This window comes from Sulfitobacter sp. HNIBRBA3233, assembly GCF_040149665.1.
GTDB classification, from domain to species: Bacteria; Pseudomonadota; Alphaproteobacteria; order Rhodobacterales; family Rhodobacteraceae; genus Sulfitobacter; species Sulfitobacter marinivivus.
This window is the reverse complement of sequence record NZ_JBEFLP010000011.1, coordinates 1-22,016: the sequence shown is the minus strand read 5'-3', so window position 1 is coordinate 22,016 and position 22,016 is coordinate 1. Positions and strand designations below refer to the sequence as shown.

General features: G+C 56.6%; 23 protein-coding genes. 4 read left to right on the top strand and 19 right to left on the bottom strand.

What is annotated here, in order from left to right; genetic code table 11:
- From ABMC89_RS18890 to ABMC89_RS18875, 4 genes are all read right to left on the bottom strand, one after another.
- Window positions 1-337, bottom strand: a 337-nt coding sequence (locus tag ABMC89_RS18890) for a replication initiator protein A (protein ID WP_349570776.1), incomplete at its 3' end; no start/stop codon positions are given.
- Between the two features lie 375 nt (window positions 338-712).
- Window positions 713-1,264, bottom strand: coding sequence for a hypothetical protein (locus ABMC89_RS18885; RefSeq protein ID WP_349570774.1), 552 nt, complete (start codon window positions 1,262-1,264; stop codon window positions 713-715).
- A 17-nt stretch (window positions 1,265-1,281) separates the two neighbouring features.
- The gene (locus tag ABMC89_RS18880) at window positions 1,282-2,976 is read right to left on the bottom strand and encodes a type IV secretory system conjugative DNA transfer family protein (RefSeq protein WP_349570772.1); all 1,695 of its coding nucleotides are present in this window, start codon (window positions 2,974-2,976) and stop codon (window positions 1,282-1,284) included.
- On the bottom strand, window positions 2,976-3,254 hold the full coding sequence (locus tag ABMC89_RS18875) for a mobilization protein (protein ID WP_349570769.1): 279 nt from the start codon (window positions 3,252-3,254) through the stop codon (window positions 2,976-2,978). The genes ABMC89_RS18880 and ABMC89_RS18875 overlap by 1 nt, the downstream gene beginning before the upstream one ends.
- 644 nt (window positions 3,255-3,898) lie before the next feature.
- On the opposite strand from ABMC89_RS18875, the gene mobQ reads away from it, so the two are divergent.
- Entirely contained in the window at window positions 3,899-5,182 is a 1,284-nt protein-coding gene (gene mobQ, locus ABMC89_RS18870; RefSeq protein ID WP_349570767.1) for a MobQ family relaxase, read from the top strand.
- Here the strand turns inward: mobQ and ABMC89_RS18865 are convergent.
- Together ABMC89_RS18865 and ABMC89_RS18860 are read right to left on the bottom strand one after the other, a co-directional pair.
- On the bottom strand, window positions 5,172-5,510 hold the full coding sequence (locus tag ABMC89_RS18865; RefSeq protein WP_056039580.1) for a hypothetical protein: 339 nt from the start codon (window positions 5,508-5,510) through the stop codon (window positions 5,172-5,174). The genes mobQ and ABMC89_RS18865 overlap by 11 nt on opposite strands.
- 92 nt (window positions 5,511-5,602) lie before the next feature.
- Window positions 5,603-6,139, bottom strand: a complete 537-nt coding sequence (locus tag ABMC89_RS18860; protein WP_349570765.1) for a hypothetical protein — start codon at window positions 6,137-6,139, stop codon at window positions 5,603-5,605.
- Window positions 6,140-6,623: 484 nt separating this feature from the next.
- Here ABMC89_RS18860 and ABMC89_RS18855 point away from each other — a divergent pair, with 484 nt between their 5' ends.
- Entirely contained in the window at window positions 6,624-7,508 is an 885-nt protein-coding gene (locus tag ABMC89_RS18855) for an ArdC family protein (protein ID WP_349570763.1), read from the top strand.
- A 139-nt stretch (window positions 7,509-7,647) separates the two neighbouring features.
- Here the strand turns inward: ABMC89_RS18855 and ABMC89_RS18850 are convergent, their stop codons facing one another.
- The 3 genes from ABMC89_RS18850 to ABMC89_RS18840 form a co-directional block, all read right to left on the bottom strand.
- Window positions 7,648-8,577, bottom strand: a complete 930-nt coding sequence (locus ABMC89_RS18850; protein WP_349570761.1) for a Kiwa anti-phage protein KwaB-like domain-containing protein — start codon at window positions 8,575-8,577, stop codon at window positions 7,648-7,650.
- Window positions 8,578-8,587: 10 nt separating this feature from the next.
- Entirely contained in the window at window positions 8,588-9,148 is a 561-nt protein-coding gene (locus tag ABMC89_RS19100; protein ID WP_500812336.1) for a KwaA family protein, read from the bottom strand.
- Between the two features lie 145 nt (window positions 9,149-9,293).
- Entirely contained in the window at window positions 9,294-9,857 is a 564-nt protein-coding gene (locus ABMC89_RS18840; protein ID WP_349570757.1) for a T4SS efffector SepA family protein, read from the bottom strand.
- A gap of 208 nt (window positions 9,858-10,065) precedes the next feature.
- Between ABMC89_RS18840 and ABMC89_RS18835 the strand changes: the two genes are divergently transcribed.
- The gene (locus tag ABMC89_RS18835; protein ID WP_349570755.1) at window positions 10,066-10,608 is read left to right on the top strand and encodes a recombinase family protein; all 543 of its coding nucleotides are present in this window, start codon (window positions 10,066-10,068) and stop codon (window positions 10,606-10,608) included.
- Window positions 10,605-10,844 carry a WGR domain-containing protein gene (locus ABMC89_RS18830; RefSeq protein WP_349570753.1) on the top strand — a complete coding sequence of 80 codons (240 nt, stop codon included), beginning with the start codon at window positions 10,605-10,607 and terminating at the stop codon, window positions 10,842-10,844. The genes ABMC89_RS18835 and ABMC89_RS18830 overlap by 4 nt, the downstream gene beginning before the upstream one ends.
- 11 nt (window positions 10,845-10,855) lie before the next feature.
- Here ABMC89_RS18830 and ABMC89_RS18825 read toward each other — a convergent pair whose 3' ends face one another.
- The 10 genes from ABMC89_RS18825 to ABMC89_RS18780 form a co-directional block, all read right to left on the bottom strand.
- Entirely contained in the window at window positions 10,856-12,307 is a 1,452-nt protein-coding gene (locus ABMC89_RS18825) for a DUF8370 family protein (protein ID WP_349570751.1), read from the bottom strand.
- Window positions 12,307-13,503: a GIY-YIG nuclease family protein gene (locus ABMC89_RS18820; RefSeq protein WP_349570749.1), complete on the bottom strand. Its 1,197-nt coding sequence runs from the start codon at window positions 13,501-13,503 to the stop codon at window positions 12,307-12,309. The genes ABMC89_RS18825 and ABMC89_RS18820 overlap by 1 nt, the downstream gene beginning before the upstream one ends.
- Window positions 13,496-15,547 (bottom strand): pseudomurein-binding repeat-containing protein, encoded by a 2,052-nt coding sequence (locus ABMC89_RS18815; protein ID WP_439655677.1) that lies wholly within the window; start codon window positions 15,545-15,547, stop codon window positions 13,496-13,498. The genes ABMC89_RS18820 and ABMC89_RS18815 overlap by 8 nt, the downstream gene beginning before the upstream one ends.
- The gene (locus ABMC89_RS18810) at window positions 15,544-16,092 is read right to left on the bottom strand and encodes a HEPN domain-containing protein (RefSeq protein WP_349570747.1); all 549 of its coding nucleotides are present in this window, start codon (window positions 16,090-16,092) and stop codon (window positions 15,544-15,546) included. Before ABMC89_RS18810 ends, ABMC89_RS18815 begins: the two co-directional genes overlap by 4 nt.
- The gene (locus tag ABMC89_RS18805; RefSeq protein WP_349570745.1) at window positions 16,089-18,830 is read right to left on the bottom strand and encodes a class I SAM-dependent DNA methyltransferase; all 2,742 of its coding nucleotides are present in this window, start codon (window positions 18,828-18,830) and stop codon (window positions 16,089-16,091) included. The genes ABMC89_RS18810 and ABMC89_RS18805 overlap by 4 nt, the downstream gene beginning before the upstream one ends.
- Window positions 18,831-18,938: 108 nt before the next feature.
- Window positions 18,939-19,457: a phosphoribosyltransferase gene (locus ABMC89_RS18800; RefSeq protein WP_349570743.1), complete on the bottom strand. Its 519-nt coding sequence runs from the start codon at window positions 19,455-19,457 to the stop codon at window positions 18,939-18,941.
- Between the two features lie 91 nt (window positions 19,458-19,548).
- Window positions 19,549-20,235 (bottom strand): DNA-processing protein DprA, encoded by a 687-nt coding sequence (locus ABMC89_RS18795; protein WP_349570741.1) that lies wholly within the window; start codon window positions 20,233-20,235, stop codon window positions 19,549-19,551.
- 113 nt (window positions 20,236-20,348) lie between these two features.
- Window positions 20,349-20,534, bottom strand: a complete 186-nt coding sequence (locus tag ABMC89_RS18790; protein WP_065326658.1) for a hypothetical protein — start codon at window positions 20,532-20,534, stop codon at window positions 20,349-20,351.
- Between the two features lie 61 nt (window positions 20,535-20,595).
- Complete coding sequence (gene parA, locus ABMC89_RS18785; protein WP_349570739.1) at window positions 20,596-21,264, bottom strand: ParA family partition ATPase; 669 nt, start codon at window positions 21,262-21,264, stop codon at window positions 20,596-20,598.
- Window positions 21,265-21,324: 60 nt separating this feature from the next.
- Window positions 21,325-22,016: replication initiator protein A (locus tag ABMC89_RS18780; RefSeq protein WP_349570737.1), on the bottom strand; the 692-nt coding region annotated here is incomplete at its 5' end.

Below are 22,016 nucleotides of genomic sequence, written 5' to 3'. Positions count from 1 at the left end.
GCCGGTTCGTCGCCACGAGTAGGTCATGCGCCTTGAACCGCAGCGTACGGCTAACCGTTCGCCCCTCATTGAGCGCGGCCATGCACTGGCTGATGCAGTAAATCAGAACATCACGGTCATGCACGGTGGCAAGCCCATACCGTGACGGCGACACTTCGATGAAGTTCTCGCCATTCTGATACCGCCGAGGCTTCATATCCGGCTTGGTCGATAGTGTGAAGACCGGGTGTTCCATCGAGGCCATGTCGCCCTTGGGGACGGCATCCACAATGTCACACACGAACAGGTCTTTTTGCGGATGACGGTCAGGCAGCAACGGGGAGCGTGAATTCGTCATTTCACACACCACCGAGCACGTTCGAGATTCGTCATTTCACACACCATGGGTTACTATCGTCATTTCACACACCACACGTCAAGACTCGTCATTTCACACACCGATCTGCCTGTGGATAACTTCGGCACAGCCTCGTCATTTCACACACCCGGATTCGTCACTTCACACACCCGGATTCGTCATTTCACACACCGGTCACCTTGAATATGGTATTAATACCAGCGACTTACAGGCAAAAACCCACAGTGTAACTATATTATAACTCTATTTAACTCCCCTTGAGCTACTAACCACTTCCCACATACCCACATTACCACAATATGATGTTTCACTACCTCATAGCCTCCAACACTCAAGCCATCAGCATCTCATCGCTTACCGTTGGTAGAACACGCAAGCGTCAAGACCCGTGGTTGTCGTGGTCCAGGAGGCTCCAAGGACAGCACATGTGGAAGCGTTGCTGGCTAAGAAACGAGGAAGCGTCACCGTCAGGACAAGAGCCAGAACGACAGCACCCAGACCAAACCATGGAAGACGGCTTCTGAAGCGATCCAGCTTCTGCTCTCTTTCCCAGAGCTGGCGCATTGTGTCAGACTTGGCATCTTCGGCTTTCCTGAGAACCTCTTGGGTATGGTTCGAGGCCCGGAGTAGATCACCAGCCATCTGGCCAACCCGGTCCAGGGTATCGCCGATCCTGCCGTCGATGGTTGCGCCGACAATCTCGCCATAGTGTTCCGGGTCCGTCTGCTTTTGGGCGGCAAAGGCGGCAGACCGAGCTTCCGTCGCCGTCTTGTTCACGCGGTCGAGCACCCGTGTCTGATCATCCACGCGATCCGAGATGCTGGCGACCGCCGTGGCGAGAAGATCGAGAGTTTCGCGCAGATCATCGTCCGAAAGCGGGGCAGTGGAGGCAGGCGTGTCAGACATAGCGGAATGCTTTCAGGTTATCGGGCCTCAGGCGTGAAGAGCCCGGCAAATTCAGGATCGGTGTAGTAACGCAGCTTTTGCCCGATGGCAGTAGCCTGCCCTTGGACGCGAAGGAGCTGACGGTCTGGCGGGAGCTGCATGATTTCATCGGGGGTCAACAGATCGCGGCCTGTGAGGTTGTTCGAGAAGCTGGGGCCATCGCCCGGTTTGAAGCTGTCAGTCTGGAACCCGGCAGTTTCCTGGCCGATCATCTGGCTCAGCCACTTGGCCGTCTCGAAGTCATTCACTCCGAAGACCTGTTGCACCCCGGTATTGGCAATGAAGGTGCCAGCACGGTCGCCGTAGAGGTTCTTGAGCTGGCTCATGTCCTGCAGGATTGGCCAGAGCTGAAGCCCGTAGCCTGCCATCAGCCCCATGGCGCGCTCTACGGCCTCCAGACGGCCAAGAGCGGCGAACTCATCCAGGAGGAACAGCGTGGGCGTCCTGAGGCGCTGAGAAGCGCTCTGAGCGCCTGTGGTGGCCGTCAGCGCTTCTGCGTCCCGTGCGATGTCCTGAAGCGCCTGAGAGATCAGAAGGCGCAGCCAGCGGCTGTAGGCGTCCATCCGGTTGGGTGGCAGCACCAGGAAGACGGAGGTGATCCGGTGGCGCAGATCGGAGAAAGCGAAGTCCGAGCGCGACAGACACTTGGCGATCCGGGGCGAGTCCAGGAAGTGCGTATGGCGCTGCGCGTTGGACAAGACCGAGGCCGCTTCCCGGTCGGCCTTGCCGAGGAAGCGGTTGGCGGCGCGGGCGATCAGCCCGCCTGCCTCGTCGCTGTCCTGCATCAGCTCCAATAGAGCCCGGAGTTTTTCAGGGGGCAGGGTGAGATATTCCCGGACGGTGGCGAGGGACCGGCGCTCGCGATCCTCATGGCAGACGCAAAACATGATCAGCCCGCCGAGGATGGCCTTGGCCTCCTCGTTCCAATGCGCTTCCGTCACCTGACCGGGCGGGTCCATGACCAGCGCCTCTGTCAGGGAGGCGGCGTCTTCGCCCAGATCGAGGCTGTCCCGTGTTAGCCGGTCGAGAGGATTATAGGCGGCGGAGGGATGACCGTTAACGATGCCAGTGTTGCTAACACCGAAGGGATCGAGGACATGGACGGTTCCAAACCGTCGCCGGGCCTCGCCCGCGATCCGCGCGTTCTCGCCCTTGGGGTCAATCACCAGGACGGAGCGTTCCGCCGCCAGCAGGTTCGGGATCACGGTGCCAACACCTTTCCCGGCCCGCGTCGGGGCGAGGGTGATCAGATGCGCCGGGCCATCATAGCGCAACAACCGACCTGTGTGCGGATTGCGCCCGATCAGGAGACCGCGATCTTCCTGCCCTTTGCCCCGCTCCAGCTTCTTCAGTTCCTTGCGGTTCGCAAACCGGGCCGAGCCGTGGCTGTCACCCGACAGCCCGAAATAGGTATCGGCCCCGGAGGCCATGCGCCAGTATTGGAAACCGAAGACAGCGCCCACAAACATGAAGGGACCGAAGACCAGCCATTGCCAGGCGCTTTCGCCGGGCGTTTGGTCGAAAAAGGCAAAGATGAATGGCGTGGCCACAAGCGTTCCAAGCATCGCCCCGAACAGCACAGCGCCGATCATCCAGCCCAACAGGATGGGCGTGAAGATCAACCGACCGAAAAAGTGAAACAGACCCCCTAATAGAAGCGTGAGGCTTCGCATCAGATTGCACTGTCATCGGTAGGGATAGGGGAGGGCACCTCCCAACCTGCAAACGCTTTGCTATCCTGTTCTCGGGAGAGGTTACGGATCAGCCGGTCGAGCATTGCAGCAGCACTGGAATCCCGTTCCGCCAGATCTATGAGCGCTCCGCCCAGGATTACCTTGCGCCTGGTATCCAGCTTGCGCTGTCTGGTGGCTTCTCGGTTTTTCAGAGCCTGCAAGCGGGCCTTGGCTTGGGCATAGCGCTTTTCTGCGCGTTCAAGTTCTGTCTCGGCCAAATCACCAGCCTCACTGAAAAATTCTAATGGTTGAATTTTATATTTAACAAATCATCTTTAGCGTGTACCCGTAGACCTGTAAAGGACAAGGGCGCACTTATGCAAACTCTCCACCTACGGTTCCGAGCTTTGCGTGCGATCTCCTTGAGGCAGGGCCTCAGCCGATGGCGAACTCCATCCGACGCGATACGCGCCGGAATGAAAGACCCTCCCGGCCTCTCAAACTCTCCAGGGCCAACTTCGGCAGTTGGATCGCGTCCCGCAATGTCGCGCCATCGCCTCGCCCGATGCCCCACGGTTGGGGCCGGTCTGCCGCTGGCGTCTTCCTTGCGGGAGGTCCGTGCCGTCGGACTTGGCGGTGCCGACACGAACCGGGTTTGCCCCCGGCAAGCCGCCAGTGAACTGTTCCCATATCCCGCCCCCCATGAGGCTGGGGATTTGGGGGCAGATCACTGGCAAGCCCGCGCCTCAGAGAGCCAAAGGCTCGCTTCGGGCGGGCTGTCTTTTACACTCGTATCGCGCCGGGGCAGGGCGCGATCCATCGGGGAAAAGACGGCTGACCCTGTGGCCCATGTTAGGGCATGGGCCGGGGTCAGCAGCGGCGCGCGTCGGTATCGTCTGCATCACAGGGCGGGGTAGTCGGCATGGCCAGCTACCACCTCTCGGTGAAAACGATCAAACGCAGCGCCGGGCGCTCTGCCACCGCAGCCGCGGCCTACCGTGTCGGGGAGCGCATAGAGTGCCAGCGCGAAGGACGCGTCCACGATTACACCCGCAAGCAGGGCATCGAGGAGACCTTCATTCTGACCCCGAAGGACGCGCCGGATTGGGCGACGGATCGGTCCCGCCTCTGGAACGAGGTCGAGGCCAGCGAGACCCGCCGCAACTCCGTCACCGCCCGCGAGTGGGAGCTGGCCCTGCCCTCCGAGATCAGCGCCGAGGCCCGGTCTCAAATCACCCGCGACTTCGCCCAAGAGCTGGTCAGCCGCTACGGCGTGGCCGTCGATGTGGCGATCCACGCGCCGCACCGGGAAGGCGATCAGCGAAACCATCACGCCCACGTCCTGACCTCCACCCGCAAGCTGGAAGCGGAGGGCTTCACGGCCAAAACTCGAGTGCTCGATTCCGCGAAAACCGGCGGCGTCGAGATCGAGCAGATGCGCGGCCTCTGGGCCGAGTTGCAGAACCGCGCGCTGGAGCGGGCAGGGGAGGTGGAGCGTGTCGATCACCGGTCGCTTGAGGCGCAGCGCGAGGCGGCGCTGGAACGGGGTGACGATCTGACGGCGGAGGAGCTGGACCGCGACCCTGAGCTGAAGCTGGGACCGGCGGCCAATTCTATGGAGCGGCGGGCAAAGGCGATGGCCGAGCGCCAGGGACGGGAATACAAACCCGTCACCGAACGTGGCGCTGTCGTCCATGCCGCCCGCCAGGCTCGTGCCGCGTTCCGCGAAATGCGCGCACGGCTGGAACTGGCGCGCGAGACCTATGGCATCGAGCGTGAGGCTGGGCAGGGTCGTGTCTCTGCTGGTCTGGCAGCGCTCAGGGCCGCGACGGCAAAAGATCGCGACCGCACCCCGGAGGATTTCCGGGAGCGGCTGGCGCGCGTTGTGGGCCGGTCACCGGACCAGGACGACACGCCCAAGTCGGAAGGCCGCAATTATGCGCGGGAGCGCCTGAAAGAGATCATGGAGAAGGACGCCGGGCGCGATGGTCAGGTGGCGGTTCACAAGCTGGACGGTCACAGCGAATCTGAGCTTGCAGGTGATACTGGGCGCGAGGACCGCAAGCCGTCAGTGAACGAGCGGCTCAAAGACGTGTTGAACAAGCCGCGTGAGCGGCTGGAAGTCGAAGACGAACGCGACCAAGAGAAGGATCAGGAGGTCGAGAAGGATCGGGACATCGACCGCGATCCGGGCCTCAGTCACTGACGAGGCGATGAGAGGTCGTTTCCCCGTTCTTCATAGGAATGCTCGCCTGTGCGAACCCTATGCCGACGAGGAACGAAATAACTCCAGTTGCAGTCTTGAACTCGCGCACTCTTATCGCATTTTGCGTCACGCGCGTCCTGGCAGTGACAAGAATTTTCTCCTGCCCATCGTTTCCGACCGTCCGCATAATCCATAGACCGTACCAGCTTGGTCCTTTGCGTTCAGGATCGGCTTTGCACAGCACTTCGACCGTATGTCCCTCCTCGGCAAGCGCCCGAAGGCCTTGTTCGGTGGTCACGTTGAGTTCGAGTTCAGTCGTTTGGTTCATCGCATAAACTGAGAAAGGAGAGACAGTCTCAGTGTGGCGGAATTCAGCAATGCACTCAATAGTATATTATTGGAGAGGTGAGCAGTTTGAGATCAGTTGGCTTCAGGCATGTTTGCCCATGACAGCCGGAGATTGTTGCCCGCTCTTTTTGGCAAGTTGGCCCGCTTTATGAGGCGTCCCGAAACTTCAAAGTCATCGTCAATCTTTACGACGAGCAACTTATTGAAATGCCTGTCGAGACGCACGCTGGTCTTTTCTTTGCTGTTGATCGGCGAGATTGTTTTGATTTCAACGAAGTCGTTTCCCAATCTACCATCGGAGCCTTGGGCATGGTTCTTGTGAAGTTTGATTCCATACATGATCGCACCGAAAAGCTCACCAATGTCGCCGTAGACGTTGAGGTGCTGTCCTGTATCGCAGAAATATGCCTCTGCTAGCGTCAGCAGGTCCTGAAAGTACGGAACCAAAGTTGGATCAGCGTTCGGGTACTTAAGGCGTAGTTCAGCCTCGCGCTCAAGCTCAGCGAGGCGGCTGTATTTGGTTTCTTCTGGGTCGATAATGCTATCCCAACCAAGCCATTCGCCATCAATCCAAAATGCGTTGTCTGGCCCTAGTACGTCGGCTGTCATTTGAATCTCCTATCCCAGAACAATACCCTAAGAATTTGAAAAGATTATGGCTGCCCTTCACTTCGGTTCACGTCTGTAAAGCTTATAGAGTTCAGTGATCCCGGCTAGGTGCCGGTCTCGCTTCGAGTGGTAGCCAGGGCAGGGGATCGACGGACTAGCGTCCGCTCACCCCAACCCTGACAGCTTCCATATCCTGTTGATCCGCCTGCCATCCCGGCAGGTCCGAGAAAACCGGCAAGCGCCGCCGTTGGCGTCGGTTCCGGTCGAGAATTCCGGTTCCTCCCACGTGCAGGCGCGCGGTTCCCTCCCAAATTCACGCCCTCTACCCGGTTGTCACGGCCCCGCCGGGCCGCAGGACGGGCTTTGCCCTTACCTGCTCTGCCGTCCGGAATGCATGGGCATTCCAGACAACAGAGAAGGAAGGCCCGCCCATCGGCGGAAAGGGGAAGAGACCCGGACCGCGTCACTCGAAGGAGGGTCACAAATGACCGCAGAGAAGTTTGACGTTTATTCCCATGTCACCAATCAGATCATCGCGCAGATCGAGGCCGGAACGCCGCCTTGGCGCAAACCGTGGACTGGTGGAGGGGCAGGGGTCAGCTTGCCGGAAAGGTTCAACGGCGAGGCCTATCGGGGCATCAACATCCTGATGCTTTGGGCAACCGCGATGGCCAAGGATTACACCTCAGCCCGCTGGATGACGTTCAATCAGGCCAAACAGCTTGGGGGCCATGTCCGCAAGGGGGAGAAATCCGCAACCGTGGTGAAATACGGCACCGTCGAGCGCGAGGACGAGAATGGCGAGGAACGTCAGATCCCCTATGCCAAGGCCTACCGCGTGTTTAACTCCGACCAGATCGAGGGTTTACCCGCTGAATTCTACATCCTGCCCGATCCGCCCCGTGATCTTGGCACCGTAGCCGACCCCGAGCTTGAGGCGTTCTTTGCTTCGACCGGCGCGCAGATCGACGTGACCGAGGAGCCGCGCGCCTACTACAACATCAAGACCGACCGCATCCACATGCCGCCGATTGGCACGTTTTATCGGGCGGCTGGATATTTTGGCACCTTGGCCCATGAGACAATCCACTGGACAGGCGCGACGAAGCGGCTGGACCGTTTGGGTCGGTTTAATGACCGCAAGGCCTATGCATTTGAGGAGCTGGTCGCGGAGATTGGCAACTGCATGCTTTGCGCACAGATCGGGGTAGAGCCGGAATTCGATCAGAGCGCGGCCTATGTCGAAGGATGGCTGGAGGCGATGAAGGAAGACAGCCGCGCGATTTTCCGCGCTGCGTCAGAGGCGCAGAAGGCCGTTGACTACATCATGGAGCGCACCGCGCAGACCGACCGGATGGCCGCCGAGTAACAGCCCGCACCGCCACAATGATCGAGGCCCCCGTCAACAGGCGGGGGCCTTTGGGTTCTGGTGTGATCCTGGCCGAGGGCGGTTTCAGGGTGACCTGCCGGCCTTGGCCCAAGCGACTGCAAATGGGTATCAGCCAGTTTTAAACAGCCACCGTAGTTGTGTTCTGGACATCGTAAATGTTCTCGGAGAACGCTGAGGACAGTCGGTGATCAAGAAGTGCGGTTATTATTTCAGAGCATGTTTCGGGGGTCGGAACAATCAGACCGTTATCGTCGAACTCGATTTGAAATCCGAACTGCATATAGTTATCGCGAAGCCTTTGCATGAATGCTGCATCTCTGTAATGGCCTTTCTGTCGAATGGCTTGCGCACGCCTCAGCTGTATCTTGTTGTTTCGAATGTGCTCGTCTAACGGAGCCACATCCGAGAATATTTCGGAGAACTCAGCCTCGGCTTTCAGGTCGTCGAAGTCCGAGACATGGGCTGCTTTGTATCTCAATATGGACTCAAACTGTTTCTTTCCGTTTATCAGTAGTTGATCTCCTACTACGAAGAAGTTTACCCCCTCGTGAATGTCAAATCGTGGCGTGTCATCAACGGTGAGCTCATGTTCGCGCATAATAAATGTGGAACGTAGTGATCTTCTATGGCGACTTTTCCAAGATTTATCGGCTTGCCGTACCGCATAGATAACGCTTTCACCGTGCGTGGCTTTGATAGCGTAGAAGCTCGTGTTCACAAGGTCGCTTTCCGATCTTGCGCGTTTCGCTTCGACCTCTTCGCCCGATGATAACATGAAAATTCCAGCATGTGTCTCGTCTCTTTCGATCCGCAAAGCGCTTGCCTCATTGTTCTCCGCGAGAAGGCTGTACTCCATTGTTTCTTGTATGCGGTCTCGTTCGTTCGAGAATGCTGTTCTTAGGCGTTGGTCAACCGCTTGATCAGTTTGCACCCATCGTCCTGTATAGCTTGGAGGTTGAACAGCTGGTCCTCGTGGTCCTCTGAAAACCCATAATACGATATGGGCTTCGCCGATGTTAAACGCTCTCAAATCGTCTAGTGCTGTCATGCCCGCCCTTTCAATCAGCCGCTTTAACAATCATTACATCTTGGATCAGCACATGGACGTACTGTGTGCCCGGACTTAAAGGCTCTTTTGACAGTGCGCGTCCTTGGTGAAGTTTGTCGCTACCGGGAAAGCTGTACGATATCTCATGCAATCTCCAACCGAAGGCGATGAAAATAGGGTTGAGCAATAGCTGGCCGGAACGGTGCGTGATCCAAAACATCCATAGCAAGAAGACTATGAGACCGACGAACTTCCCGGCTTCCTGATAGTCGAGGTTCATGAACGATACCACGTAGGGCAGTGTGTAGCCCATCAACTCGGCTGGTATGTATTTAGTAGCGCTAATATTTATGGGGTTCTTTGGTCTCGCGCTGGTCAAGGAGTATATCGCTACTGCAAAACAAACAGCCGACACGAGGAAGATCGGGAGAGAAAAGTATGGATTCTTGAGTTCAGGTAGCCAACCGCAGCTGCTCTTCCAGATTTCCCAACAACAAGGTTGATAGTTGTTGTAGTCAATATCTTGCACGAGCAGAATAATCCCTAACGGCAAATAGGAGCCCAGAAACACGGCAAGGGATGCAAAAAATCGAAACTGCAAAATCTGTCCATTTTCTAGCGAAGCAACACAATCAGCCCCGCCCTTGTTAAGTAGTCATATGCAGAAGATGCGCACGAAGTGGAGCGCATTTTGTCCGTAGAGAAATCTCCTCAATTCAGTTTCCGGCACATAGCTGGCCGGTTCGTCCAGGGTGCTGGGCCTTTTCGTTCTCGCGCCACTGAAACGTGACCTCGACGGGGATAAGGTGCTTGTTCGCAATTCGAGAAACCTCTCGCCAAGCATCTTGAGCTGACTGCCCCTGCACCGAGATTCCAAGTTCAGCATGGTATCGGTATCCATCTTCCTCATACACAGCGCTCTTTGCGGGCACTTGCAACTCTTTAATGAGATTTTGACCCGAAATACCCTTGTTTGTGAGTGCGCCAATGGCGGCAAGAAGTATACCTGCCCAGTTTGGCTTCTGGAGCGAGTTTCCATCCACCTTCGCTGAAAGGACCTTCGTGAATGAAAGGCCGGGAGCATTGTCGAATGCCATGTGAGCGCCGGAGCCTTTCTGTTGAACTAGGTCAGGATCAATGTCGCGCTCAAGATCAAGGGCCTCCATTTTTTCCTGGACGAGTCGAACAATTGTTTCAGAAGGTGTTTTGGCTCCGATCCATGTCGAAATTGACTTCAAATCAACGAACGTAGCATCATTCAGTCTAATTACCGGCATCATCCTCCTCTCCTTTGTGCAGCATTTTCACCTTAGAGATATGTAACATATTCTCTATGCGGCCTCAAGGAGAATATGTTACATATTTACTGTGCAAAAACGGTCGTTTTTGTCCACCTGCCCGGCGCCACTATAGATCAAGCTGTTGATAAGGACAAAAACCCTAGCCAAAACCTTTTGAGTTTTGGGACGTTTATGGCACTATTGATGCATGATCATTGGATATGCCCGCGTCAGCACAGACGACCAGAAGCTTGAAACTCAGATCGATGCCCTGGAAGCATCGGGCGCAGAACGCATCTATGCCGACAAGATCACCGGCACGAAGCGAGCCCGTACTCAGCTCGATCTCATGATCGACCAGCTCAGGGAAGGCGATGTCGTCGTTGTCACGAAATATGATCGCCTGGCCCGATCCCTCAAAGACCTTCTCGATATCGTCGAAGCCATCGGATCACGGGGAGCCGGATTCCGATCCCTGGCCGAGGACATCGACACGACGACCCCGGCAGGCCGTCTTGTCTTCCACGTCTTCGCCTCGATCGCGCAGTTCGAGCGTGAGCGGATATCGGAGCGCACCAGGGAGGGGATTCAAGCCGCCCGAAAGCGTGGCCGGGTCGGGGGCAGACCCCCTGCCCTGTCGCCTGCACAGCGTGACGAGGTGAAACGCATGCGGGATGAAGAGCACCGGCCCCTGGCGGAGATCGCTCGACTGTTCAAGGTCAGCACGAAAACCGTGAGGCGGGTGACATGACTGGACCAGTCATCCTTTGCAGGATTGATCCCACGCAGAATATGGCGCGCTTTTACCGAATTCAGATGCGGCCGACATTGTTCGGCGGCGTGACCTTGATCCGAGAGTGGGGCCGCATTGGCCAGGCCGGAACCTGTCGCCAGGATCAATATGATACCGCAGAGGCGGCACGATCCGCCTTGGATGTGATGCGACGGTCGAAGCTCGGGCGCGGGTATATCATTCAGAAACCTTAATTTTCCAGCTCTTAGAGCTTGCTAGCTGACCTCTTTCGCGCGCCATCTATGAAATGGATCGGGGAGGTTGCCTGCGCCTTCTGGCTCGTTGCGTTCTTGATCTCAAGCAGACGCTTATCCTTCCGGCCCATATGCCCAACATCAACCACGACGTAGTAGCCAGACAAAGTTTCCTCAGCTGTTTTGTAGGTTTCAAGCTGCTTAATATACCCGTCTACAAGTTTCGGGTTCCGAGACAGCTTGATTTCCACCACGACGCGCCCTGAAAAACCAGAAGAGAGTTTGAAATCCACCGGGCCATTGCCCGTCTCAGCTTCCGGTGTCAGATCAAGATCGTTTGCTTTGCAGTAAGCATGTGCCACGGCAAAAAACAGACGCTGCGCAGCGATTTCAGGTCGAGGCTTCCCCTGGTGATACAGTTCTTCTGAGAACCGCCGGTCCTCGATCAAAAAGCGGAACTGCTCGATGATGGTCGCGACAACGCTTTCAACGCCAGCAAGGTCCATCTTGGCCGGTGCTGCGATAGGCAATGGCTCTACTTCGGACAACGCTGCTGCGATCTTGCGCCAGAATACTTCGCCTAACGGATCGCCATGCATGTCATACGCAGTTGGGCTGGCTCCACGTAACATTTCCATGAAAGTCTGGAACGATGCCTTGTCGGACAATGCCCACCGGCGGATTTCATCTTTGTCTTTCTTGCTTTTCACACGCCACATTCGAGCGATCTGGTCGTTCACGCGCGAGCGAAGCTGAGCGTTCTTTGCGGCGGCGTCGGCAACATCAGACCAATCTGCGGCAATTGGTAGCGCGCGAAGAATGTCGCTCGGTACGAGGATCACGGGGTCCTCGGAGCCAATAAATGGGTTTGCCGCTAACTTGCCTGTGTAGGTTTTTCCATTTTGCAATGAGATCGTCAAAGACTGTGTGGGAACTCCAAGCTCAGGCAAGATGCGCTCATTCAGAGTGATTAAGTCGCCTACAATGACGTTTGAAGTCATGTCACTGATGCGATCAGGCCCAACGCCATTTTCAAACAATGCCATAGCAACGAAGAGGTCAGGGTCTTCGATACCAAGTTCGACAATCTGACGCGCCGTTTCGATATACTGGCTGGTCATTTCGGAGCCGGAACCACTGCCGGAAACTGACTGGGCTCCATAGCCAAGACAGGTCCATTTGATTTCAGGAAAGGTGAGCAGGCGCGCCGCGCTTTTCCAAGCAACGTCCGATGGAGAATTTGCCTTTGCTAGGAACTTGATGATCGTTCCGAAGTGGTTTTCATAGGTTTGACGGGCGTTTCTTGCAATTTCTGCGTGCTTGGAATCTTCAAGCAAAAGGGGATCAATGAAGAGCTTCGTATCTGCGTTCAGCGTGGGATCGAGGAGCCCTCGATCGTCGAGCTCTTTGGAATCAACACCATAATATTCTGAAAATCTGATCGGATTGCGAATTTTTCCCATTATGAAGATTGCCTGGTCAGTGTCGCCTTTTGCGGATCATACGCATATCCGGCGATCGTCCCGTCCTTGATCCGCTCGACGGCCTCCTTGATCGCGAACAAGGGCACAAGGAACCACTCGCGTGGCACAACCGGTCGCCCGAACCTATCCATGATCTCGATCTCAAGCCGGGCAGGCTCGAAGATACGATGGATCAGGTTTTCCAGCTTCGTCCGATTAATGTTGTAAAGCTCATAGGTGGCAACGATCTCGACATTGGCCATCAGGAAGGTCGGTTGGAGTTGCGCCCCCGCGATCCGCTTCTCCACGCTCATGTTGGTCACGCCGATCTTGTGGACGAGCTCGCGGTTCTCGGTGACAAGCGGATGATCCGATTTGCTTCGCAGGACGTAGATAGTCCCGCTCGCCTCATCGCCGTCGATGGCCTGGTCAGAAAACAACGGCCCTGCATTAGGCTCGGTGATACGCCGACCAGCATCGCCGTCGGCGTTCAGCGCCCGCTGCAAGGATCGCATGAGCATGTTGCTTTCGGTGCCGTTGTCGAAGATCACCCGGAGCCTGGCGTCGGTGCGGCCCTGGTCGGTGAGCGTGATCTCCCCCATCTCCGCGACATAGGCTTTCTGCCCGCCGACGATGAAAAAGCGGCCAGGCTCAATGTCGGCCTTCAGCTCGAATTTCCGCGTCTCGCGAAGCCCGCTATCGAGCTCTTTTTGCACCTGTTCAAAGAGCGGATTGAAGGTCTCAAAGTCCTCGCACTTGTCACGATGCGCGACCTCTTCAGCCGCCTTCTTCTCCGCTGTTGATCGAACGTGTTTCAGCTCAGTTATCGGTGGCGCTTCCAGTTCGATGCCAAGTTCGGCCAGAAGCGCATCATCGTCGAGCTCTTCGGCATCCGCAGTCAGGACTTGTGTCCCGCCCATCAGCAGGCCTGTGGTGTCCATTGGCACGACCAGATCGCGGCATTCCTGAAGCTCTCGAATACGATCGAGACGCACCGCGTACAGGCGCTCGAAGATATCCCGGCCTTCACCGTGCTGCGGTGCGCGGCCGTGCTCTTCGGCGAACCGCTGAATCTCTTCGAAACCCGCAATGATCCGCTCTTCTCGTGGGGTGCGCGTGACGGCCTTCTTCGCCGTTACCTCAACGCCGAGTTCCGCAAGAAGCGCATCATCGTCATCCGTGAACTTATCAGCCATTAGCGGCCTCCTGCTTCATACGAGCAAGGAACGCCACGCCTTCGGCCATCTTCTTTTCCCAGGCATCCTGCGATGTAATCGAAGGCAATCGCCCCCGCTCTTGCTTGAACTTCACAGCCCGCCGCGCCAGGTCGCGCGCCTCTTCCGGGGATAGCTGAACCTTTTTCGCAGAGATCACCGCAGCAACCTGCTTCAGGCTTTCTTCGCTCATGGTCTTGGCCAGGATCGAGTACGCTTCGCCGAAGGGATTGATCCGGTCGATCAGGTCGATATCGAGCTCTTTCACGTCCATCGCAAACTTCCTGACACCATCGATGAGCGCCGTGTTACCTGTGACTTTCGTGTCGTCATCGGTGTTCGTCAGGGCGACCTCTTTCGCTTTCTGGGTCAGATTCAAGGCGGCGATGGCATGCTGGCGCACGGCCTCCTGATCCTCAGCATCGAGTTCGGGGAATTTCGAGCCGACAATCTTGCCCATCTTCACCTGTGTCAGCTCTTCGGGCACGAGCTCTTCGTCAAAAAGTCCGCGCTCGATCGCGGTCTTGTCCTGGACAAAGGCGGTGATGACCTCGTTCAGGTCTTCCTGACAAATCCGTTGCGCTTCCTTGCTCTTCGGTGCGGAAAGCCCCTTGATCTCGATCTGGAACTGTCCGCTTTTTTCGTTGAAGCCGACATTCTCCTTATACGGATCGTAGCCCCCTTCCCCGTAATCGAAACCTTCAACCGGTTCGCTCTTTGGCGTCTTCGGTGTAAAGTTGAAGCGCGGAGCGAGAACCTGCTCCATGAGCAAGCTTGCGGCGATCGCTTTGAGCGTGTCATTCACAGCTTCGGTGACGGTGGTCTCCGACGCATCAGGTTCGGCGATCAGGTTGGTGAAGCGGGCGCGGGTCTTGCCCTTGGCATCGCGCGTTGCGCGACCGATGATCTGCACGATCTCGGTCAGGCTGGCGCGATAACCGACCGTGAGCGCGTGTTCGCACCAAATCCAGTCGAAGCCTTCCTTGGCCATGCCCAGGGCAATGATGATGTCCACATGATCGCGGTTGTCCTTGTTCGTCGGGTCTTTGAGTGCGCTAGACACCTTGTCGCGTTTCACGGCCTCATCATCGACCAGATCGGCGATCTTCAGCATCCGTCCCTCCGGCGTCTTTACAAGCTGAAAGCCCGTGACTGGATCGGTGCCCTGCCAGTCACCCAGGGCGTCGATAATGTGCTCGACCTCGCGGTGCTTGTCTTTCGTGCTCTCGCGCGAGTTCACGTTCGGGATGTGAATGATCGTCTTTTCGGTCGGGTCTAGCACCTTCAGGATGTCATCGGCGTAGGAGCCCGAGTAAAAGAAGTAGCCGATATCGAGCTGCTTTAGGTACGTATAGCCGTTGAGCTGCTGATAGTACGTGTAGGTGTAGCTATCGAATTTGGCCTCGTTTTCAGGCAACAAGATCGGCACGGCATCGCCCCGGAAATAGCTTCCGGTCATCGCCACGACATGCACGCGATCGCGGGTGATGAACTCGTTGAGTTGCGATCCAAGGATGCTGTCTTCGCTCGCCGAGACGTGATGAAATTCGTCCACAGCGATCAGCCGATCGTCGAACGCCTCGATTCCGAGCTTTTCGACAGCAAAGCGGAAGGTGGCGTGGGTGCAGACCAGAACCTGGTCGTCGCTTCCCAAAAACGCGCCAACCGATTTGACCTTACCGCCGTCCGTCCCGGGCGAGTTGCAAAGGTTCCATTTCGGCGCAACGGTCCAATCTGCCCAGAAACCGAACTTGCTCAGTGGCTCGTCGTTGAAGCTTGAGCCAATCGACTTTTCGGGTACCACCACGATTGCCTGCTTGAGTCCTTGATTATGCAGCTTGTCGAGCGCGATGAACATGAGCGCGCGGCTCTTGCCCGAGGCTGGCGGTGACTTGATCAAAAGATACTGCTCGCCGCGCTTCTCATAGGCACCCTCTTGCATCTCGCGCATGCCGAGCTCGTTCGACTTGGTGGACGTGCCGCTCTGGGCATAGGTGACGGATACGGAGGGAACAGATTTGGTCATGCAAAGTCTTTCTTCGATAAATGTGTTTGGCTGAGCTCGATCAGAACGGAGTGAAGTTTTTCGGTCCGCTCCAACCAGTCCGACATCAATGCACCGGCCTCAAAAAATCCGACTTCTGTGTCTGGGTAACGCAAGCCTGTGGATCGCTCATCCAAATGATGAAGCTCGATAATCCAAGCGTGTGCCCATGCAGGAAGACCTGAAACCTTCGCAGACAGCTTTGAAAGATCATGTCCGCTTGCCCCATTTCCGGCCTGGTGCATAATTACAGCCTTCAGAGCGAGTTCAACGGAATGGCGAAACAAGAAAATGATCGGGTAGCCTGCCACATAGTCTTCGATCTTGTTGTCGCTCACAACGGTGCATACTGCGCGCATCGCTGCAAAATACTTTGCGCTGAAGTCACGAAAGTCCTGTGGCGTCGGCGCGTTTGGCAGCGGCCATCCTATCGCGACGGACTTCGGGAATGACCACTCGTCATCTCGTTCCCATCGCTCATCCGGTTCCTCGAAGAGGGATTGAACGGTTATGCTTGCACTGCTCATGCCGCCCCCTTCTTGGTCATGCGGGTGTAGAGCTCGAAGAGCTTTTCGAGGCGTTCGGTGTCGTTGCGGAAGCGGCGACCGATGTAGATGCGCTCCAAGGTTTCGTCGTTGCGGTCATGGGCGGCACGCAGGTCGGCGGGCATTTTATCAGGGTCGTAAAGATCGGCGATGGTCGCGGGGAAATGCGACTCGCGCGCCAGAAGGATGTCCTCGGCGCAGCGGGTCAGGTCTTCCTTGTTCTTCTCGGTTAGTTTTGGGACGGGGAATGTGTTCCAGCCGAGAGTGTTGGAATAGCGGATACGGGTTTCGAGCTTCCCGCACACCGCGATAGACCAAACAAAGTGCAGCTTCGATGCAGCCATTGAAAGGCACCACATCGGGCTATCGTAGATAGCAAATGCAGCGTTATTCACAACAACTTCCGGTGAAAACAAATCACATGGCAGAAAGCCTCTCAACTCAGAGGACACAGCTCCTATGGCGAGCGTTTGCTTGGTCGCTTTTCCGGCCAAGTATACAAATCTGTAAGGGTACTCGGCATAGTCTCTGGTCGATTTAAGTGTGCTCTTCGACCGCATATCGCGAACCCGTTCAAAGCGATCCCTCAGCTCCGGTATTGCATTTGCCGCAGCAACATCCTCGTCCTCAATCCAGATACAGCTTCGCTGCAATCCTTTGATTAGGTCTTCCGACCCCAGGTAACGCCGCACCATGTGAGCTGCATCTGGATATGATCCTCTAAATTCTGCTGCCTCGCTGGATGACATAATCAGATTACCACCATCCCTAGGCATACTGCCCATTACCATCTTTGGGAGATCTGAAATTGGGTTGGGAGAGGTTTCAACAAAAACCGTTTTTCCAGGGGTGAGATAAGGCGTGAGGCCATCAATCTCCCACACCTGCTCATCATCCAAGTAGAGTTTCTTGCGCGGTCGGTTTTGATTGGTCAAACCAACGATTACAACGGTTACACCTGCATTATTTGCTGCTAGGTTTGCCCATGAAAATGGGCGGTGAGCGAATTTGATTTCAACTCCGGCACTTATCAGATGCGGCCAAAGAACAGAGACTTGCAACCCTTCACACATTGAACTTGTGGTAACGAAGGCGGTTTCTGCTTCTGTATGGCGCATGTAGTCACGCGCCTTCAGCATCCAACCCGCGACATAATCAAGTGACTTCCATTTCTTGATGAATTGCCCACACAAATCCTTTAAGTCGGATTTCTGATCTTCTTCTTGTTTCCTGCTTCCATAGTAAGGCGGGTTTCCGCAGATGTAGGTCTCGCCGCCTTCGTTCTCGAAGTCGATCTCGGCCTGATCGACGGGTGACATGAACAAGTCATCGGCATGGTGCTTCACGCCCGTTCCCGTGGGCGGGCAGATGCTCAGCCAGTCGAGCCGCAGGGCGTTGCCGCAGGTGATCCAGTTCATGGCGTCGAGCGGCAGAAACTCGGCAAGCGCCTCCTTCTGGCCACGATAGGTCACGTCGCACTGATACTCGGCGATGATCAGCGCCAGCCGTGCGATCTCGGCAGGGAAGTCGCGCAGTTCGATTCCGCGAAAATTGGTCAGCGGGATGTCGGTGCGCCGGTCGGCTTCGCCACGCCGTTTGTTGATCTCGGCCTCAATCGCCCGCATCTCCTTGTAGGCGATGACCAGGAAGTTCCCCGATCCGCAGGCGGGGTCGAAAACCCTGATCCGCGCCATCCGATTGCGCAGGTTGAGAAGCTTGCGGGGGTTGTCTCCCGCCTCGTCCAGCTTTTCGCGCAGGTCATCGAGGAAGAGCGGATTGAGCACCTTCAGGATGTTCGGCACGGATGTATAGTGCATCCCCAAAGCGCCGCGTTCCTCGTCATCGGCGACGGCCTGGATCATCGAGCCGAAAATGTCAGGGTTGATCTTGGTCCAGTCGAGATTGCCGATGTGGAGCAAGTACGAGCGGGCGATCTTGGAAAAGCGCGGCACGTCTACGCTTTCGGAAAACAGCCCGCCGTTCACGTAGGGAAAAGCATTTGCCCAACGGGCGATGCCTGCCGCAGCGCGCTCATCCCGTTTGGTGTTCATCGCCTTGAACAGCATGCTGATCACCTCGTGGGTGTTCGAGCTGTCCTTGTCGCTCATGCGCTCGATCGTGCCGGTGAACTGATCGGTCTCGGTAAAAATATCAGTATCTTCGGCGAAGAAGCAGAAGATCAGCCGCGCCATGAAATGATTCATATCGTGGCGGCGGGCTTCCGTTCCCCATTCGGGATTGTCCTTCAGGAGCTCAACATACAGGCGATTCAGGCGTCCAGTCGCCTTGATGTCGAAGGCGCTCTCGCGGATTTGTTTGACCGTGCTGATCCCGGCCAAGGGCAAGAAAAAGCCGAAATGCTCGGGGAAATCCGGATAATCGCAAACGATTGGGGCCACATCCGATGACAGGTCTTCAGCTTCGAGCGTGACGCCATCGGTGGCGAGGATGAACTTCGCTTTGGCTTTGCCGGTAGCAGGGCTGGAGCGGAGCTCGTCCAGGGTGGAATTGACCTCGCCTACCCCGCAGGTCTTGATATGAATGTTGTTTCGCTGAAGAACGCCGCCGGCATCGGACTTGTTCGTCGCGCCTGACCGCAGCCGCTTGATCTCCGTTGCTTTGCGCCCGAATGCTTCAAGGAAGGCGAAGGGAAAATCTTCCGCGTTAAAGGGCGCTTGTGCGAGCGTAGAAATGGCTTCTTCGATTTCAACTGCGTTCATTGCTGCCTTTAACCTTATGTATTTTAAAAAATACCTTAACAAATCTGTAAAGCGTGTTCACCATCGTATGGGCATCTATCCACAGCCCACATTTGTGGCTTTGTGCATTTATGGGTCGCGATGGGTCTTGCCGGATGGATAGCCCACAATGATACCGGTGGACGGGTCCACTATCTTCTCGATGTCATCTTGAAGGCCTTGCGTCCGTATCATCGCGAAGATGCGGATTTCCGCATCAGGGCAGACGGCTCGCAGCAGTTCAGCGCAGGCGAAGCTTGTGCGTCCCATCGTCAGGACGTCATCCACAATGGTGATTTTGTCCGGCACGAAAAACGGACGTTCCGCCTCGATGCTATCCAGGTGAACCGGCACAAGCGGCCTCTCCGCCGCCAGCGAATTCGAAGAACGCGGCACGGCCTTGTTCCGCGTCAGGTAGGTTTGCACATCCTGGCCGAAGCCGTGCTCGTGTAGAACATCGCAGATAACCTTGGCAGGCCATAGAGCACCGTCCGGCAGGGGTGCAGAGCGCGGTGCAGGCACCAAGGTCACGTCTGGCCCCAGGAACGGCTTTAAGTTATCAGCTTTGGCGTCACGCAAGTGAGGGACAGCCGAGGCGATGATATCCACCCTGCCCGCCTTGATCCAACCACACGCGTTTCGCGACTTTACCGAAAGTTCCGATGTGCCTCGTGGGGAATAATTGGCGAACGTGCCGTACTCATAGCTCGAAGGCACGAACGCCCCCGGCAGTGTAATTTGGGATGTCGAGCAGGATATCCGGCAGGTTCTCACGGCGCAAAACCTGTGCTCCGTATTCGATGAGCTGCTTTGGCCAGGTCAGGTTCGGGTCAGTCGCAACATTCTCAAGGAGGTAAAGGTCGCGCCCGAGCCGAATGGCTTCCCAACCCTGGTGGCGTGTCCCACTCTTTTCGCTTGCCTCGATCACGATAGTCGCATCGCAGATAAGCGCCATCGTCCGATTGCGGCGCGGGAAGTTTTCGCCCTTGCCCGGATAGCCTTCGGGAAACTGTGAAATCGCTAGGTGGTTGCGCTTAATCTCTTCGAGTAGCCCCGCATTCTTCGCCGGATAGGCCTTTGACAAGGGAGTGCCAAGCACGGCAATGGTGCGCCCGCCCTCTTCAATCGCGGTTCGATGCGCCACCGTGTCGATGCCATCGGCCAGCCCGCTAACCACGATGATGCCTTGCTCTACAAGCGCCCGCGTCACGGCCTTTGCGCGTTTGACGCCGTCCGGCGTGGCTTTGCGGGAGCCGACGATTGCCACGCGGGAGCCTTCGGTCAGCAACGAGGTATCGCCCGCCGTGTACAACACGTCCGGGGCGTTCTTCTCTTCAACTGGACCAAGTGGCCCGAGGGCTTCTCTCGTTCTTAGCTCTGCGTGCATTTCCGTCCTAGCGATGCCTTTTGCGTCACCGCCCTCCCCTTTGGTTTTACGTCACAAATTCGAGCTTGTGCAATATTTCACACAAACCCACATTTGTGCATTTGTGCATTTGTTCATTTGCGGGTTATTCCCGCCTCGTCTTCCAGTTCCTTCGTTCGCGCCTCGATATAGGCTTGCAGCTCACCGACCATCTTCCGGTCGGTTGCACTACAAGCGGTCTTGAACCGCGTGTGCAAGCTGGCCGGTAGGTCGAGGCTCAGGCGCTTTGTCGGTTCATCCGTTGCCGCAGCTTTCGCCACCGGCTTTGATGCCCGTGTCGTGTCATGCCCTGCCCCGCCTCGCTCGAACGCGAGGATTTGGTCATCCGTGGGCTGCTTTGGCTTCGGAGCCGCTGAAAACGTCTTTTTCGACATACCGCTCAATCTCTTTCGTTAGGTGTTCAAGCTCGCGGGCGGCATTGCTTTCGCCTGCCCACTCGAAAATCGTTTGCCCCATAGTCATGCCTTCCGCGAAGGCAACCCGTTGCTCGATTTCGCTTTCCAAAATCGGCAAGCCCGCTTCTGCGGCCATGTTGCGGATATCCCGACCAATTACGGTTTTCCCTATTTTGCGGGAAACCACAAACCCACATTTGAGGGTCGGTTTGAATTCTTGCGCTTCTTTCACTTGGCGCACCGTCAGGTCGGAAGCCCAGGTCGAAAGCCCCGAGGGCTCAATCGGGAGCGCCACGAAGTCCGAGGCCACAATACAGGACCGGGCTATCTCTTCGGCGTGAGGTGGCCCGTCAATGATTGTGTGGTCGTAATCTTGGGCCAGCTTGAGTGCGTCCCGTGCCATGTTTGCGCGTGCCATGCTCACGACCTGGAAGGGCGCATCTTCGCGCAAGCTCGCCCATGTGGTGGCCGAGCCTTGCTTGTCTGCGTCTATCAGCAAAACCCGATGCCCTTGGCGTGCCAAGCAGCCCGCCACGTTCACCGAGAGGGTGGTTTTGCCGACTCCGCCTTTTTGGTTCAGGAAAGATATTATCATGAATCAACCTCACCACATTCGTGGGAACACGTAAAGTCACAAACCCACATTTGTGCGTTTTTAGTGTTTGTACGCGCCACGTTTCTTGCAGAACGCCAGAAAATGCTTGTCCGCGTCCTTCACGTCGATGGCCTTATCGTGAACCCACGAGCGCCACTCGCTTTCGAGCACGTAGACATCCCAGCCAGGCGCGAGACGCCGTGCCTCGTTATGCGTGTCGAGCTTTTTGAACCGTAACGCCTGGAAGGGTAGGGCGACGACCGCCTCAGCCGCCTTGGGACGAAAGACGACGTTGTCCCCCTCGATGCTCATCACGTAATCGGGCATGTGGTCGTGCGCCGCATCGTCCTCGATAATCTTGCCGAGCAGTCGCCGGAATTCCTTCGTGGTCGAACCCGACCCACACTTGTCACGCAAGAGCTCGATGCCGCATTTCCATTTTGGCTGTGACCCGCAATGCTTTCGGGCCAGCTCATAGAGTCGCCGTTCGAGGGGCTTACGCAGGAAGAAATATTCCTTGTTCAGCGTCAGAACATGGTTGTTCTCTATCGCGTCGAACACCCAGTCGGACAGGGTAATCTCGACATCCTGCATCCGCCCGTCGCGCGTCTCTCTTACGATTTCCGCAGACTCGATGAGGCCGAAGACCCGGAAATACTCCTTCCCGCCCTGGCGGATGTTCGTCTCGATCTGCGTCCCTTGCAGACGCCGGAGCGCGTCCTTGAGCAGCTTGTAGCCTTGACCAGACGCCT

Coding starts and splice junctions, on each gene's coding strand:
- ABMC89_RS18885 (WP_349570774.1), bottom strand. CDS start 1,264: ATGTCTGACACGCCTGCCTCCACTGCCCCGCTTTCGGACGATGATCTG.
- ABMC89_RS18880 (WP_349570772.1), bottom strand. CDS start 2,976: ATGCGAAGCCTCACGCTTCTATTAGGGGGTCTGTTTCACTTTTTCGGT.
- mobQ (WP_349570767.1), top strand. CDS start 3,899: ATGGCCAGCTACCACCTCTCGGTGAAAACGATCAAACGCAGCGCCGGG.
- ABMC89_RS18865 (WP_056039580.1), bottom strand. CDS start 5,510: ATGAACCAAACGACTGAACTCGAACTCAACGTGACCACCGAACAAGGC.
- ABMC89_RS18860 (WP_349570765.1), bottom strand. CDS start 6,139: ATGACAGCCGACGTACTAGGGCCAGACAACGCATTTTGGATTGATGGC.
- ABMC89_RS18855 (WP_349570763.1), top strand. CDS start 6,624: ATGACCGCAGAGAAGTTTGACGTTTATTCCCATGTCACCAATCAGATC.
- ABMC89_RS18850 (WP_349570761.1), bottom strand. CDS start 8,577: ATGACAGCACTAGACGATTTGAGAGCGTTTAACATCGGCGAAGCCCAT.
- ABMC89_RS18840 (WP_349570757.1), bottom strand. CDS start 9,857: ATGATGCCGGTAATTAGACTGAATGATGCTACGTTCGTTGATTTGAAG.
- ABMC89_RS18835 (WP_349570755.1), top strand. CDS start 10,066: ATGATCATTGGATATGCCCGCGTCAGCACAGACGACCAGAAGCTTGAA.
- ABMC89_RS18830 (WP_349570753.1), top strand. CDS start 10,605: ATGACTGGACCAGTCATCCTTTGCAGGATTGATCCCACGCAGAATATG.
- ABMC89_RS18825 (WP_349570751.1), bottom strand. CDS start 12,307: ATGGGAAAAATTCGCAATCCGATCAGATTTTCAGAATATTATGGTGTT.
- ABMC89_RS18820 (WP_349570749.1), bottom strand. CDS start 13,503: ATGGCTGATAAGTTCACGGATGACGATGATGCGCTTCTTGCGGAACTC.
- ABMC89_RS18815 (WP_439655677.1), bottom strand. CDS start 15,547: ATGACCAAATCTGTTCCCTCCGTATCCGTCACCTATGCCCAGAGCGGC.
- ABMC89_RS18810 (WP_349570747.1), bottom strand. CDS start 16,092: ATGAGCAGTGCAAGCATAACCGTTCAATCCCTCTTCGAGGAACCGGAT.
- ABMC89_RS18805 (WP_349570745.1), bottom strand. CDS start 18,830: ATGAACGCAGTTGAAATCGAAGAAGCCATTTCTACGCTCGCACAAGCG.
- ABMC89_RS18795 (WP_349570741.1), bottom strand. CDS start 20,235: ATGCACGCAGAGCTAAGAACGAGAGAAGCCCTCGGGCCACTTGGTCCA.
- parA (WP_349570739.1), bottom strand. CDS start 21,264: ATGATAATATCTTTCCTGAACCAAAAAGGCGGAGTCGGCAAAACCACC.